The organism is Bacillus sp. NPDC093026 (genome assembly GCF_044754665.1).
GTDB classification, from domain to species: domain Bacteria; phylum Bacillota; class Bacilli; order Bacillales; family Bacillaceae; genus Bacillus; species Bacillus maqinnsis.
Map to the genome: position 1 here is coordinate 1 of NZ_JBIVPN010000010.1, position 13,068 is coordinate 13,068.

Genomic DNA, 13,068 nt, shown 5'->3' on the forward strand with positions numbered 1-13,068 from the left:
CGTCCTGAGCCAGGATCAAACTCTCCGAAGTATGCAGGATGCATATCACACATGTGTTGCTACACAATGTAACTTAGCATGTGATCATTCTCCTGTCTCGTCAGTTTGACTGACTACCTATGATGTATCATAGGATTTTTTATCAAATTTCGAATGAACAGGTACGTTTTGTCTTGTTTAGTTTTCAAAGATCATCTTCACCGTTCTTAGCGGCTTTAATAATGTAACATTTCGCTTCATCATATGTCAACAACTTTTTCAAGTTTATTTCCTGAAGCTTTTTGTGTCATTGTGTGTCAGAGACGGTTAATAATATATCACGAAAACAATCTATTGGTCAACGTCTTTTTGAAACTTTTTTTGAAATAGTTTTGTTGTGCATTTCTAATCCTTGTCCCGCATACAATCAATTAACAATCTTGGACAAGGCAGGAGGATTTGAATTGAGTCGATTATATGTGTTGCCCATCAAACGGCTGAAGCAGATTGTCATTATTCTTGTAGCAGCCCTTGCAGCTGCAACCTTTTTTTATGTACAAAAGGCACCGCCGCTGTCCGTATTTAAAACAGAAAATGGACCGAGAGCAATTTATAAAGGAGAAACTTCATCAAAAAACGTTTCCTTTACTTTTAATATTGGGTGGGGAGATGAGAAAGCCGTTCCTATTCTAAACGTCCTTCGAGAGTACGATATGAAGAATGCCACTTTCTTTCTTTCCGCTTCTTGGGCAGAGCGTCATCCTGATATCGTAAAACGAATTAAGGAGGACGGGCATCAAATCGGCAGCCTTGGCTATGCTTATAAAAATTATAGCCAGCTTGAAGAAAGTGAAATGAAGCGAGATCTTGTTAGAGCGCAAAATGCATTCCAAAAGCTCGGACTAGATGACATTTACCTATTAAGGCCACCAACAGGGCAATTTAATGAAACAGTATTGAAAATTGCAACACAGTACGGCTATACCGTTGTGCATTATAGCATCAACTCTCAAGATTGGCTGAACCCGGGCGTCGATCAGATTGTACACAATGTAAATGATCGATTGAAAAGCGGAGACATAGTTCTGTTTCACGCCTCAGATTCAGCGACTCAAACCGCTCAGGCATTACCAGCCATCCTTCAGCATTTAAAAGAGAAAAATTTAAAAAATGTCACAGTTGGCGAGCTCATCTCCAATACCAAATCAAAATCAACTGAAGTTAAGTAGCTTTTGTCTTTGAGAACCGCGGCATGGCTAACAACTGAAAAGCATTGCAGCCTAACAGCGGGAAAAGCATTAAATACAGCCAGTCCTCTTCATTGACTCTGAGCGCCGGGAACCACTCTAAGGACGTAATAACCACCATGAGAAATAGTGCGGAAATAAATGTTTTCTTTGAGGACTGCTGCTGTTTAAAATAAGCCACGATCAATGCAAACAAACCAATCAATACAGGCAGCCACAAGTATGGAAAGAATGATTCATTCTCCCCAAAAAATAAAAATCGTAAATAAGCTAAATCAAACAGCACAAAAATGACGAGAAACAGTTGAATGGAATTCCATAAAGAATGTGACCGGAAAATTTCCAGCGCAAACCGGTGCACCGTCAAAAAGACAACAAATCCCATTTGACTAATGACACTAAAAATCATCCCCACACCAACAAACCAAAATAGCACAGACGCAATCTCCAAGAATTCAAATGACACAAACAGCTTCTGATATTTCCCCCACTCCAGTGCAAAGCCAACCACGCTAGTAATAACTGCTCCAACAGCTAGAACAGAGAAGAAAAAACGAACTAAATCCCGACTTTTCATTGAATTGATCCAACCCCTATTTTTGTTATGTATAAATTCACGTGAAACATTCATATTAAAAGTAAGACATGTAACGAAAGGAGCCACAGTATGTCAAAAGGCATCTTGCGTATAATGAGCTGTTTTCTTCTTTTATCTCTAACAGCTTGTGCTCCCAAAACCCAATCCTCATCTAATATGGACTATGACGAAACAAAGAAAATGGTCGTCGATATTTTGAAAACAGATGACGGTAAAAAGGCCATTCAACAGTTATTAAATGACGAGGCAATGAATGAAGCTTTGGTTATGGATGAACAAACTGTGAAAACAACCATAGAGAAAACACTTACTTCAGATAAAGGCAAAGAGTTCTGGAAGAAGGTCTTTGAGGATTCTAAATTTGCCGAGACTTTCGCAAAATCCATGCAACAGCAACATGAAAAGATGTTAAAGCAGTTGATGAAGGATCCTGACTATCAACAAATGATGATGGATATACTGAAAGATCCTGAGATGGATAAGAAATATGGAGAGCTTGTCAAAAGCAAAGAATTCAGAAAGTACTTAGAAAAAGTCATTACTGAAACATTAAACAGCCCTCTTTATAAAAAGAAATTTGAAGATGAACTCAAAAAGGCTGCCACTGAAAATAGCGGTGATTCTGGCTCACAGGATCAAGGCAACGACAGCTAAAAATCACCCGAGTGCGCGAATTCCACTCGGGCTTTCACTATGCTTTAACCGCTAATTGTTCAATGACCTTTTTGGCAATGCTTTGATAAACCTTTCCTGTTGGGTGACTTGCATCATAGACAGACGGAGCAAAGTCTTGTTCATTCCAATCAGGCTGCCTTAATGGAATTTGTCCAAGGACAGATACACGCAGTTCTTCAGCCAGCTTGTCGCCCCCGCCTTTGCCAAAGACATATTCCTTTTCACCCGTTTTTTTACTTTCGTAATAGCTCATATTCTCAACTACTCCAAGCACTTCATGATCTGTTTGCAATGCCATTGCGCCTGCTCTTGCAGCAACAAAGGCTGCCGTTGGATGCGGCGTTGTGACAATGATCTCCTTACAGCTTGGAAGCATCGTATGAATATCAAGCGCCACATCACCTGTTCCAGGCGGAAGGTCTAATAGTAAGAAATCTAATTCTCCCCACTCGACTTCGTGGAAAAAGTTATTTAACATTTTACCAAGCATGGGTCCTCTCCAAATAACTGGTGCATTTTCTTCAACAAAAAAGCCCATTGATATCACGTTTACACCAAAGCGTTCCACAGGTATAATTTTTTCCCCTTTGACTGTCGGTCTGACGGTAATTCCCATCATATCTGGTACACTAAAGCCATAAATATCAGCGTCAATTAACCCGACTTTTTTCCCTAAACGAGCAAGTGCCACAGCAAGGTTAACGGAAACAGTGGACTTACCAACGCCGCCCTTTCCGCTCGCAATCGCTAAAAACACAGGTGGATTTTTTGAGTTGAGTAAGTTTTCTTCCTCTGCACGAGACGGCATGAATTTTTCGAGCGTCTCCTGAGGCAGTTCCTCAAAACGAAGTCCGACTGTTTTGACCCCTGCTGCCTTTAAGGCTTGTACGATGTCTTGCTGCAGCTTCATCTGCTCAGCAGTGCCTGTTTTAGCAATGGCTACCTTTAAGCTCACATGCTCTTTTTCAGGCTTCATACTGATTTCCTTGATGGCATCCAGCTCACCAAGCGGTATATGAAGGAAAGGTTCGTCCATCTTCCCAACTAGTTTTCTCACATCATCTTGTCCGATCATAGCAGAACCTCACCCTTTATTGAATTCGTTTACAATTCAAGTATATCATACATATCCTTACAATGTCTGTCCTGTTTGCCTCATACCAAAAGGAAAAAGCCCCTTATTCAGGCGGCTCTTTTTGCTCTGTTAAATATCTGAGAATACCTTTATAAATGGAGGCAGCTATTTGATCCTGATATTTAGGTGTTGCCAGCTGACCTGCCTCTTTCGGGTTGGAGAGAAATCCGATTTCCACAAGGGCTCCTGGCTTTGTGACATTTTGCATTAAATAAATCCCGTTAATCCGCTTCGCTTTCCGATTAGTGTTTTCAAGATTTTTTCGCAATTCATCTTGAATAAACTTCGCCGCCTTTTCATTCTCCTCATACTTTCCATAAAAAAACGTTTGAGCACCGCTCCACTTATTTGATGGAATCGCATTTAAGTGAATACTTAAATAAAGATCAGCTTCAGACTCATTGATCACTTTCACGCGGTTTCTCAAGTCCTCCGCTTTCTTTCGGGCATACCCCTTTGTATTTTTTGAAGATAGATCTGAATCATCCTCACGGGTCATGAGTACAAGCGCTCCTTGCTCCTGCAAATAGTCACGTATTTTCATGGAGACATCAAGTGCAATCTCTTTTTCAAGCAAATCTCCGCCAACAGCACCGCCATCTGGACCACCGTGACCCGGATCTAAATAGATGATCTTCCCACTTAGAGGTAAGTTCCATGACTTCCATGAATCATCATTTAAAAATTGAAATCTGAATAAGAATAAGAGGACAATAAACCCGATTAAAAACCCTGTCCACTTCAGCTTTCTTTTCATCCCTGTCCCTCCCATACGCCATTATTTTATAGATATGGGACAAGGGCTCAAAATATGCTTAGTGCAGCCGAAGCTTGTGTCTTTTTTCTGATTCACGAAAGCCTTCCTGCCACCATGTGTTCAGAAAGATCTCGGCAAAAGAATGGAGGGATGACGTCTTTATCTTGATATGAAACATATTGCCCCACGATTGAAGACAGCCCGTCAAATCCTCAATCAGCTCTTTCTCTTCTTGATACGAACGTTTTTTAATTTCTTCATAGGATTCCCCATGTTTGCTCGCTTCCCCATATCTTCCACCTGCTAAATAAGCCTCAATCGCAAAATCAATACAGCCATCACTCATCATACCGGCTGGATCATCTGCAAATGGAAACACCTTTTTTGTTAACTTTTTAGAAGAGATCGTCACCTTTTGAAGAGACAAAGTACGTAAAAGTTTCTTCTCCAGCATGACATCTCTTTTGGTTTTCAATTGGTAAAATGAAAGCACTTCTGCCATTGACTGAACTCCTTTTTTCTTTGTATTGTTCGTTACTTTGAACAAAACATGCAGTTCAGTTAATGGAAATGGAGAAATCAGTGGTCTTTCGGAATTTAAATTGTGATAAAATGGAATTTCAATAATAGAAAGAATGGAAAAGGGGCAAAATAAATGACGAAATGGATGTATATCCTGCTGGTGCTAACAGTCATTCTATCCGCATGCAGCAGTCAAGCCGTTGAAAAAAAGAGCGACATCAAAGGAATTGAAGACACTTCCTTAAAACAGCTCACCACGCACAAGAATACATATCTCGGTGACAATTCAGCAATTGGTGCTATCTTATCAGATCTCCCAGGCGGAGTGATTCGAGAGTTTGACATCAATTGCTGGAAAAGCATTAAAAGTTACGTATGGTATAAAGGAGAATTCTTCTTTAACAGAAGAACAGTTTGACGCATTTTGGTTTAATCAAAAAGACACCATTGAAAAAACGTATTTGTACAACGCAATGGCACTTTTTATCCTTATTAATAACGTACAAAAGGTTACCCTACAAATGAACTCGAGCGACGATCCGTCCGTGACCTTCAATAGAACCCAACTAGAAAAGAAGCTGCCTCATTCCTTCCATACGTACAAAGTCAATCCAAAGCTTTGGCAAAAGGAGCTTGTAGACGGTATAGTGAAGTCGAGAGACAAACGACAAACCTTGTACAGGCATTTTCGTTGAAGAAGTAATGTGAAAAACAGAGGGGCATATTCTCCTCTGTTTTTTGATCGTTATGAAGTGAAAGCCAGAATCAATCGTTGTCGAAACGCTTTATCCATCGCTAGGGTCGCCACAAATTGATTGAAGATTCGTTCAATCCAGTATGAATTCTTTGCTTTTGGGTCATTGATAAAAAGTGAAATAGAAATAGTTTTGGTATCAGTTCTTCGATATAAAGCAGAAGTAAAGCCAAACAATGTCGCCCCGCCTTTATACCAGAAAGAATGATCAGATTCAGCCTTCACTGTTTCCCCCAGCACGATTTGGCTGAAAAGACGTTTTTCTTCCTCTGTTAACAATTCGTCATTTAAACGTTTCATAAAATGGGCATATTGGTTGGTCGTAGACTTCGTTAGTTTTTGTGCTAATAATGACTGAATGTGGAAACTTAATAAATTCTTTTTCTTCACCTTTTCTTCTAATGCCATTTTTCGCTCTGGATCATTTTTCATGATAGCAAAGATCTCGTTCATCAGTGTTTTGTATTGTTCATCGGATACACCGCTCATTTGCTTCATTGCATCCCACCGATGATTAGATACATAAGCTGACCACAAGAGCTTTGGCGTCAGCGGTATGAGTTCATCATGTTCTGTAAGGCCTGCACATGTCATCCGATCATTGATTTTTTCAAGACCGATTCGTTCAATTAGATAATCCGTACAGGCATTTGAACTGTATTGCATCATCCCTTTTGCTACATCTAACAAAGTAGCATTTTTAGAAAATTTGTTGACCTCCAGCCAGTACTTGTGTGCACCGCCATCAGTCCTATCGATATAAAACCGCTCTAATTCGGACAACTCCACCATCTCATCCAAATTCATATCGCCCTTCGATACTGCTTTGACGAAATGGAAGAGAACCAGCAATTTCACAGTACTTGCTAGCGGCGTTTTCCTATCAGCGTTCCAAGCTAACACAACATGTTCATTTTCAATAATCGTGACAGATAGGTTCTCTTTGTTTTTTCCACAAATTTCAGAAGATCCTCTTTTGTTTTCTTCATGTCTCTTTTATACAAAATGACTTGAATCGTTACGTAAAGAATGACTAAGCCTAACACAATGAAACCAATTTTGAGCAGCATCTTTTTCCCTCTCCAAGCAAAACAGAATATCACCATATCCAATATAACAAATATTTCAAATGAAGAAAAATATTATTATAATCACTTTGACGGGTCTCCTTTTTATCTCACGAAAACCCCCCAGACCGCTCTGAGAGAAGTTTGAAGTGCAATTACGGAGATAATAAAAAGGCACAAGAATTGCTAGATAAGTTTTCAAAGAAAAGACACTATGTTAAAAAAAGGAGTCAAAGAAAGAATAGACTTTGGCAAAGTAATAGGAAAATACTATGATAAGATACTGGGAAGTATGTAGAGACTACTAATGGATTGGACGACGATGATGTCAATTATATAGAATATGACGCCGTCGCATTTCAAGTAAATCATATTTTATCCCAACCCACTAATAACGACTGTAGTGTATATGATTGGTTAAGACAAGGAGAAAATTCCTTAATTGAAATTTCACTTTATGATGATACACCAAGTGCCTAGAGTTGAGGAAAACAGTCTGGTGATACATATGTTAGACAAAGACGGGCTAGTCCAAAAAAACTGTGTCATTTACACTTGTCAGCAAACGCTCCCTCGGTGACCGCACGCCGTTAGCTACTGTTTTACGCCAAATGCGATTAAGGTTGTCAAACGCATTAGCCTGACCGTAAATACCGCACTATTACAAGTCCATATCCCTCTCAACGAAGCGTCGGGTGCGTTAAGAACAGAGTTCTCTTTCATAATTACGTTGACTTATAATAAATGTGGGTGCGCTAAGTTTTCAAACAAACAAAAAGGCTTCCAAACCAAACGGTTTGAGAGCCTTGAATTGTTGATCATTAACGTTTCGAGAACTGAGGAGCTCTACGTGCGCCTTTAAGACCGTATTTCTTACGCTCTTTCATACGAGAGTCACGAGTAAGAAGTCCAGCACGTTTAAGTGGCTGACGGTACTCAGGATCTACTTCAAGAAGAGCACGAGAGATACCGTGACGGATTGCGCCAGCTTGACCAGAGAATCCACCACCGTGAACATTGACAAGAACATCGTAGCTGTTAGCTGTTTCTGTGATGTTCAAAGGCTGTTTCACGTCTTCGATTAAAGCAGCAAATGGAATGTATTCAGTAATTTCACGATTATTAACGACGATACGACCTTCACCTGGAACTAAGCGAACGCGCGCTACAGAACTTTTACGACGACCTGTACCGTAATATTGAACCTGTGCCAAATTGTTAACCTCCCTTTTAATTAACCGCGAAGTTCGTAAACTTCAGGTTGTTGTGCTTGATGTGGATGCTCAGAACCACGGTACACATTTAATTTTTTGAACATTTGACGACCTAATGGACCCTTTGGAAGCATACCTTTGATAGCAAGCTCCAACATTTTTTCAGGGTATTTTGTACGCATCTCAAGAGCAGTTCTTTGTTTCAAACCACCTGGGTGCATTGTGTGACGATAGTAAATTTTGTCCGTCAATTTCTTACCAGTTAATTCGATTTTTTCAGCATTGATGATGATGACGTGGTCACCTGTATCAACGTGTGGTGTATAAGTTGGTTTATGCTTACCGCGCAAAAGTGATGCTACTTCAGTCGAAAGACGACCTAGAGTCTTGCCTGCCGCATCAACAACTAGCCATTTGCGCTCAATTGTGCTTGCGTTCGCCATTGGTGTTGTACGCATGAGTTTCCCTCCTAAATAAATCAATGATTTTTCCTTGAATCAAATGCTACGTTCTATTTCAAAACACAGATAAGTTTCCGGGGCTTATTTGTGGGGTTGAAATACATACCATATGATATCTTATAACTTTCTGCTTCCTGTGTCAAGAACATGTTACACCTGGTTTAGTTGTCATAGAAAACTTCCCATAAATACAGTCCATGACTAGGGGCAGTTTTGCCTGCCGCTTTGCGATTTCGGGCGGCAAGCATGGCTTTGACATCCTCAGGGCGAAATTTACCAGCTCCTACTTCAAGTAAGGTGCCAGCGATAATCCGCACCATGTTATATAGAAATCCGTTGCCTCTCACACGCATTTCAAGCCCGTCTGACGCGTTTTTCCACTCAAGGGTATAAATAGTCCTCACCTTGTCTTGAACCTCTGTATTCGCCGCACAGAAGCTTGTGAAATCATATGTTCCTATTAGATAGGTGGCAGCCTCTTTCATTCGGTCTACATCCAGCCGGTAAGGGTAGTGACAGGCATAGTGTCTCATGAACACATTTTGGTGTGTTTCAGTGGAGACCACATAGCGGTACTCCTTTGATGCGACGCTAAATCTTGCATGAAATGACTCGTCCACTTCCTCAGCCTTCAGAATGCGAATATCATCAGGGAGCAAGCTGTTCAGAGCAAATGGCCACCTTTCCATCGGGATTATCAGCGGGGTGTGGAAATGGATGACCTGACCCTTTGCATGCACACCGCTGTCTGTACGGCCTGAAGCCACGACAGAAATCGGTTCTGTTTGTTTATGCATCCTAGCAAGCGCTGACTCAAGCTCGGTTTGAACCGTTCGTTGTCCAGGCTGAACCTGATACCCTTTAAAATTTGTCCCATCGTAGGATACGATACATTTTACCTTCATCTAGGAATCACCTAATTTCTGAAAAGCACAAGAAGTGCTGTTAACAGGATGAATAGAAGCAAAGTAATTGTGTCTTTCATCCCCCAGACAAGCTGGCGGTATTTCGTACGCCCTTCTCCTCCGCGGTAGCCTCTCGCTTCCATTGCGGTCGCCAGTTCCTCGGCACGCTTAAACGCACTAACGAAGAGTGGAACGAGCAAAGGCACGATCGCCTTCAAACGATCCTTCACAGGTCCACTTGTAAAATCTACGCCTCTCGCCATTTGGGCTTTCATGATTTTATCCGTCTCTTCAAGTAATGTCGGAATAAACCTTAGTGAGATGGACATCATGAGGGCAAGCTCGTGAACAGGGAGTTTGATTTTACGAAATGGATGTAGCAGCTTTTCCATACCATCAGTCACTTCGATAGGCGTTGTGGTTAATGTGAGAAGTGTCGTCATCATGATGAGATACACAAAACGTAGTGAAATGAAAACCCCCTGCTTTAAACCCTCTTCATAAATATTCAGGAAGCCAAAGTGGAATAACAGTGCGCCATCCTTCGTCATGAAGATATGCAGAATAAAAGTGAACAGAACAATCCAAAGAATCGGCTTCATTCCCTTGAGAATAAAATATATCGGCACCTGTGAAACCATGACCACAAGGAGTGTAAATATCCCTAAAAGCCCGTAGGTGATATAGTTATTTGCAAAAAAGACAATAAAGACGAAAAAGAAAATAGACAACAGCTTTGTCCTTGGATCAAGACGATGGACAAAGGATGTACCTGGCACGTATTTGCCGATAATCATACTATCCATCATGATGTCGTTTCCTCCTGAAAAAGAGCTGTTAAGGCTTCCGCCATTTCCTCTATGGTGAGAAGCGGCTTTGGAAACGTGATACCTAATTTTTCTTCTACAGCCTGCTGGAATTTAATCGTTTCTGGCAGGTCAAGACCAAAGGAGGACATGTCTGTACGGTTGGCAAATAAGTCTCGCGGAGATCCCGTCGCCTTTACGGTGCCTTTATGCATCACAATCATTTGATCCGCATAATAGGCAGCATCTTCCATACTATGTGTCACAAGGATCGTTGTGAGGTTGGCTTTTTGATGAAGCTCATAGAACATGTCCATGATCTCTTTTCGGCCGCGTGGGTCAAGACCCGCTGTCGGTTCATCCAACACAAGTACCTCTGGCTCCATCGCTAGTACACCTGCAATCGCCACACGCCTCATTTGACCCCCGCTTAGTTCAAAAGGAGATCGAGACAGTAAGGATTCAGGAAGACCCACCAATTTCATCATTTCCTTCGCTTTGGCTTCTGCCTGCTTCTCTGGAACGCCGAAATTCATAGGTCCAAAGCAAATATCCTTGAGAATGGTTTCCTCAAATAGTTGATGCTCAGGAAACTGAAAGACAATACCTACTTTCTTACGAAGGGATTTCATGTTCTTTTGCTTTTTATTTACTTGTAACACAGTGTCCCCAAGCGCAATACTTCCTTTCGTCGGTTTGAGCAGACCATTTAGGTGTTGAAGAAGTGTAGACTTGCCAGAACCTGTATGACCAATCACAGCGACATAGCTGCCCTCTTTGATGGAAGCATTGACATCATACAAAGCGAGACGCTCAAACGGCGTTTTCATTTGATAACGATGCTCTAGATCTTTGATCGTAATGTCCATAGCTCTTTCACCAATCCTTCTTGTGTCAAATGGGCATTTGCAAGCGGCAAGCCTTGCTGCTTCAATTGTTTGCTCAAACGATAGGAAAATGGCAGATCAAGTCCGATTTGAATTAACTGTTCATCTAGTTCAAAAACTTCTTCTGGTGTCCCCTCAGCGAACTTTTTTCCACCATCCATGACAATGATACGATCTGCCTTAGCGGCTTCGTCTAAATCATGTGTAATGGAAATGACTGTGACCGTCCCTTGTTTTTTCAGCATCCTGACGGTTTCTAACACTTCTTCACGGCCAATCGGATCAAGCATAGATGTTGCTTCGTCCAAGATCATGATGTCAGGGCTTGCGGCAAGCACACCTGCAATCGCTACCCTCTGCTTTTGCCCACCTGATAGATGGTGCGGCTCTTGATCAAGAAATTCTTGCATATTGACCTGCTTCACAGCCCAATCTACACGTTCTATCATTAATTCCCGCTCAACCCCGTTATTTTCTAAACCAAAAGCCACATCATCACGAACAGTTGAGCCAACAAATTGGTTATCTGGGTTTTGAAAGACCATTCCGACCTTTTTACGAATATCCCAAATATGTTCTTCTTTCAGCTCAATCTCTCCCACCTTAACAGTTCCAGCATCCGGTAAAATGAGCCCATTCAATACACGGGCAAGTGTGGATTTACCTGAACCGTTATGACCAACAATGGCGAGCCATTCATTTTGATTCACATGCAATGACACTTGATCTAAAGCAGGCTTCTCCGCATCTTTGTGATAACGAAATACAACATTTTTTACGTCAATTAATGTCTTCCCCATCTCTGCCGGACCTCCTCTCAGCTCAACCTCTTCTTTACTTGTTCAACAAAACCCGCAGTACCTAAAAAAGGGCATAGATCCAGTTATGAACTGTCCCGCCCTTTCTTAGATACACAATATGTGATTAAACTAATTCAATGACAGCCATTGGTGCACCATCGCCGCGACGAGGTCCAAGCTTCATGATACGAGTGTATCCGCCTTGGCGATCTTCGTAGCGAGTTGCAACGTCAGTGAACAATTTTTGAAGTGCATCTTGGTTTGTTTCAGCGTTAGCTACTTCATTACGAATGTAAGCTGCCGCTTGACGGCGAGCATGGAGATCTCCGCGTTTGCCAAGAGTGATCATTTTTTCAACAACAGAGCGAAGTTCTTTCGCACGTGTTTCAGTTGTTTCAATGCGTTCGTTGATGATCAAATCAGTCGTTAAGTCACGAAGCATTGCTTTACGTTGTGCACTAGTGCGTCCTAGCTTTCTGTATGCCATGTGATGTCCCCTCCTTAATTAGAGATACTGTATAAATAAAAAACACACGAAAATCCTAGTTCACAATGAAACTAGTCAATCGTCTTTACGAAGACCCAGTCCAAGTTCTTCTAGTTTCGCTTTTACTTCTTCAAGAGATTTACGTCCAAGGTTACGAACTTTCATCATATCCTCTTCTGTCTTGTTAGCAAGCTCTTGAACAGTGTTAATACCCGCACGCTTCAAACAGTTGTAAGAACGAACAGAAAGATCAAGCTCTTCAATTGTCATTTCAAGTACTTTTTCTTTTTGGTCTTCTTGTTTTTCAACCATGATTTCAGCATGCTGTGCTTCGTCAGTTAAACCAACGAAAATATTAAGATGTTCAGTTAAAATCTTAGAACCTAGAGCGATCGCTTCTTTCGGTCCTGTGCTTCCATCAGTCCATACATCTAGTGTTAATTTATCATAGTTTGTGATTTGCCCAACACGGGTGTTCTCCACTTGATATGTCACACGAGATACAGGTGTATAGATTGAGTCGATCGGAATCACACCGATTGGCTGATCGTCTCTTTTGTTTGCATCAGCAGGAGTATACCCGCGACCTCTTTGAGCCGTTAAACGAACACGGAAACTCGCATTCTTGCCAAGAGTTGCGATGTGAAGATCTGGATTTAAGATTTCAATATCGCTGTCGTGTGTAATATCAGCTGCTGTAACAGCACCTTCATCTTGTACATCAATTTCAAGCGTCTTCTCTTCTTCAGAGTAGATTTTGAGTGCAAGCTTTTT

Annotated in this window: 17 protein-coding genes and 1 pseudogene; 5 read left to right on the forward strand and 13 right to left on the reverse strand. The window is 41.3% G+C overall.

The annotated features are described in order from the left end of the window. The first annotated feature begins 443 nt into the window (after positions 1–443). On the forward strand, positions 444–1,208 hold the full coding sequence (gene pdaB / locus ACIQCE_RS15455; RefSeq protein WP_353853974.1) for a polysaccharide deacetylase family sporulation protein PdaB: 765 nt from the start codon (positions 444–446) through the stop codon (positions 1,206–1,208). Here pdaB and ACIQCE_RS15460 read toward each other — a convergent pair. Continuing rightward, positions 1,201–1,803: a KinB-signaling pathway activation protein gene (locus ACIQCE_RS15460; RefSeq protein ID WP_400495884.1), complete on the reverse strand. Its 603-nt coding sequence runs from the start codon at positions 1,801–1,803 to the stop codon at positions 1,201–1,203. The two genes, pdaB and ACIQCE_RS15460, sit on opposite strands and share 8 nt — an antisense overlap. Positions 1,804–1,893: 90 nt before the next feature. Between ACIQCE_RS15460 and gerD the strand changes: the two genes are divergently transcribed. Beyond that, positions 1,894–2,478 (forward strand): spore germination lipoprotein GerD, encoded by a 585-nt coding sequence (gene gerD / locus ACIQCE_RS15465; RefSeq protein ID WP_400495885.1) that lies wholly within the window; start codon positions 1,894–1,896, stop codon positions 2,476–2,478. A gap of 37 nt (positions 2,479–2,515) precedes the next feature. Here the strand turns inward: gerD and ACIQCE_RS15470 are convergent, their stop codons facing one another. The 3 genes from ACIQCE_RS15470 to ACIQCE_RS15480 form a co-directional block, all read right to left on the reverse strand. Further along, positions 2,516–3,574 carry an Mrp/NBP35 family ATP-binding protein gene (locus tag ACIQCE_RS15470; RefSeq protein WP_400495886.1) on the reverse strand — a complete coding sequence of 353 codons (1,059 nt, stop codon included), beginning with the start codon at positions 3,572–3,574 and terminating at the stop codon, positions 2,516–2,518. 103 nt (positions 3,575–3,677) lie between these two features. Beyond that, positions 3,678–4,391 carry an N-acetylmuramoyl-L-alanine amidase CwlD gene (gene cwlD / locus ACIQCE_RS15475; RefSeq protein ID WP_400495887.1) on the reverse strand — a complete coding sequence of 238 codons (714 nt, stop codon included), beginning with the start codon at positions 4,389–4,391 and terminating at the stop codon, positions 3,678–3,680. 58 nt (positions 4,392–4,449) lie between these two features. Beyond that, entirely contained in the window at positions 4,450–4,893 is a 444-nt protein-coding gene (locus ACIQCE_RS15480) for a DUF2521 family protein (RefSeq protein ID WP_400495889.1), read from the reverse strand. 153 nt (positions 4,894–5,046) lie between these two features. Here ACIQCE_RS15480 and ACIQCE_RS15485 point away from each other — a divergent pair, with 153 nt between their 5' ends. Together ACIQCE_RS15485 and ACIQCE_RS16375 are read left to right on the forward strand one after the other, a co-directional pair. After that, positions 5,047–5,331: a hypothetical protein gene (locus ACIQCE_RS15485; protein ID WP_400495891.1), complete on the forward strand. Its 285-nt coding sequence runs from the start codon at positions 5,047–5,049 to the stop codon at positions 5,329–5,331. Next, on the forward strand, positions 5,252–5,608 hold the full coding sequence (locus tag ACIQCE_RS16375) for a DUF4825 domain-containing protein (protein ID WP_483861793.1): 357 nt from the start codon (positions 5,252–5,254) through the stop codon (positions 5,606–5,608). The genes ACIQCE_RS15485 and ACIQCE_RS16375 overlap by 80 nt, the downstream gene beginning before the upstream one ends. Positions 5,609–5,658: 50 nt before the next feature. Here ACIQCE_RS16375 and ACIQCE_RS15495 read toward each other — a convergent pair whose 3' ends face one another. Continuing rightward, on the reverse strand, positions 5,659–6,570 hold the full coding sequence (locus ACIQCE_RS15495; protein ID WP_400495893.1) for a serine hydrolase: 912 nt from the start codon (positions 6,568–6,570) through the stop codon (positions 5,659–5,661). 461 nt (positions 6,571–7,031) lie between these two features. On the opposite strand from ACIQCE_RS15495, the pseudogene ACIQCE_RS15500 reads away from it, so the two are divergent. Further along, positions 7,032–7,214, forward strand: a pseudogene (locus tag ACIQCE_RS15500) (hypothetical protein); the annotation flags it as partial. Between the two features lie 341 nt (positions 7,215–7,555). On the opposite strand, the gene rpsI reads toward ACIQCE_RS15500, so the two are convergent. From rpsI to ACIQCE_RS15540, 8 genes are all read right to left on the reverse strand, one after another. After that, a complete protein-coding gene (gene rpsI, locus ACIQCE_RS15505) occupies positions 7,556–7,948 on the reverse strand; it encodes a 30S ribosomal protein S9 (protein WP_353853982.1) in 393 nt (130 codons plus the stop codon). Between the two features lie 20 nt (positions 7,949–7,968). Then, entirely contained in the window at positions 7,969–8,406 is a 438-nt protein-coding gene (gene rplM, locus ACIQCE_RS15510; RefSeq protein WP_353853983.1) for a 50S ribosomal protein L13, read from the reverse strand. Between the two features lie 164 nt (positions 8,407–8,570). After that, a complete protein-coding gene (gene truA / locus ACIQCE_RS15515; protein ID WP_353853984.1) occupies positions 8,571–9,314 on the reverse strand; it encodes a tRNA pseudouridine(38-40) synthase TruA in 744 nt (247 codons plus the stop codon). An 11-nt stretch (positions 9,315–9,325) separates the two neighbouring features. Continuing rightward, positions 9,326–10,123: an energy-coupling factor transporter transmembrane component T family protein gene (locus ACIQCE_RS15520; RefSeq protein ID WP_353853985.1), complete on the reverse strand. Its 798-nt coding sequence runs from the start codon at positions 10,121–10,123 to the stop codon at positions 9,326–9,328. Continuing rightward, on the reverse strand, positions 10,120–10,989 hold the full coding sequence (locus ACIQCE_RS15525) for an energy-coupling factor ABC transporter ATP-binding protein (protein WP_400495896.1): 870 nt from the start codon (positions 10,987–10,989) through the stop codon (positions 10,120–10,122). The genes ACIQCE_RS15520 and ACIQCE_RS15525 overlap by 4 nt, the downstream gene beginning before the upstream one ends. Beyond that, positions 10,965–11,807: an energy-coupling factor ABC transporter ATP-binding protein gene (locus tag ACIQCE_RS15530; RefSeq protein ID WP_400495898.1), complete on the reverse strand. Its 843-nt coding sequence runs from the start codon at positions 11,805–11,807 to the stop codon at positions 10,965–10,967. Before ACIQCE_RS15530 ends, ACIQCE_RS15525 begins: the two co-directional genes overlap by 25 nt. Positions 11,808–11,931: 124 nt before the next feature. After that, positions 11,932–12,294: a 50S ribosomal protein L17 gene (rplQ, locus tag ACIQCE_RS15535; RefSeq protein ID WP_353853988.1), complete on the reverse strand. Its 363-nt coding sequence runs from the start codon at positions 12,292–12,294 to the stop codon at positions 11,932–11,934. Between the two features lie 75 nt (positions 12,295–12,369). Continuing rightward, on the reverse strand, positions 12,370–13,068 hold a 699-nt coding region (locus ACIQCE_RS15540; RefSeq protein WP_400495899.1), incomplete at its 5' end, for a DNA-directed RNA polymerase subunit alpha.

Bases quoted from the DNA above. Each gene is read 5' to 3' on its own strand.
- ACIQCE_RS15460 (WP_400495884.1), bottom strand. From the start codon at position 1,803: ATGAAAAGTCGGGATTTAGTTCGTTTTTTCTTCTCTGTTCTAGCTGTT.
- gerD (WP_400495885.1), top strand. From the start codon at position 1,894: ATGTCAAAAGGCATCTTGCGTATAATGAGCTGTTTTCTTCTTTTATCT.
- ACIQCE_RS15470 (WP_400495886.1), bottom strand. From the start codon at position 3,574: ATGATCGGACAAGATGATGTGAGAAAACTAGTTGGGAAGATGGACGAA.
- cwlD (WP_400495887.1), bottom strand. From the start codon at position 4,391: ATGAAAAGAAAGCTGAAGTGGACAGGGTTTTTAATCGGGTTTATTGTC.
- ACIQCE_RS15480 (WP_400495889.1), bottom strand. From the start codon at position 4,893: ATGGCAGAAGTGCTTTCATTTTACCAATTGAAAACCAAAAGAGATGTC.
- ACIQCE_RS15485 (WP_400495891.1), top strand. From the start codon at position 5,047: ATGACGAAATGGATGTATATCCTGCTGGTGCTAACAGTCATTCTATCC.
- rplM (WP_353853983.1), bottom strand. From the start codon at position 8,406: ATGCGTACAACACCAATGGCGAACGCAAGCACAATTGAGCGCAAATGG.
- truA (WP_353853984.1), bottom strand. From the start codon at position 9,314: ATGAAGGTAAAATGTATCGTATCCTACGATGGGACAAATTTTAAAGGG.
- ACIQCE_RS15520 (WP_353853985.1), bottom strand. From the start codon at position 10,123: ATGATGGATAGTATGATTATCGGCAAATACGTGCCAGGTACATCCTTT.
- ACIQCE_RS15525 (WP_400495896.1), bottom strand. From the start codon at position 10,989: ATGGACATTACGATCAAAGATCTAGAGCATCGTTATCAAATGAAAACG.
- ACIQCE_RS15530 (WP_400495898.1), bottom strand. From the start codon at position 11,807: ATGGGGAAGACATTAATTGACGTAAAAAATGTTGTATTTCGTTATCAC.
- rplQ (WP_353853988.1), bottom strand. From the start codon at position 12,294: ATGGCATACAGAAAGCTAGGACGCACTAGTGCACAACGTAAAGCAATG.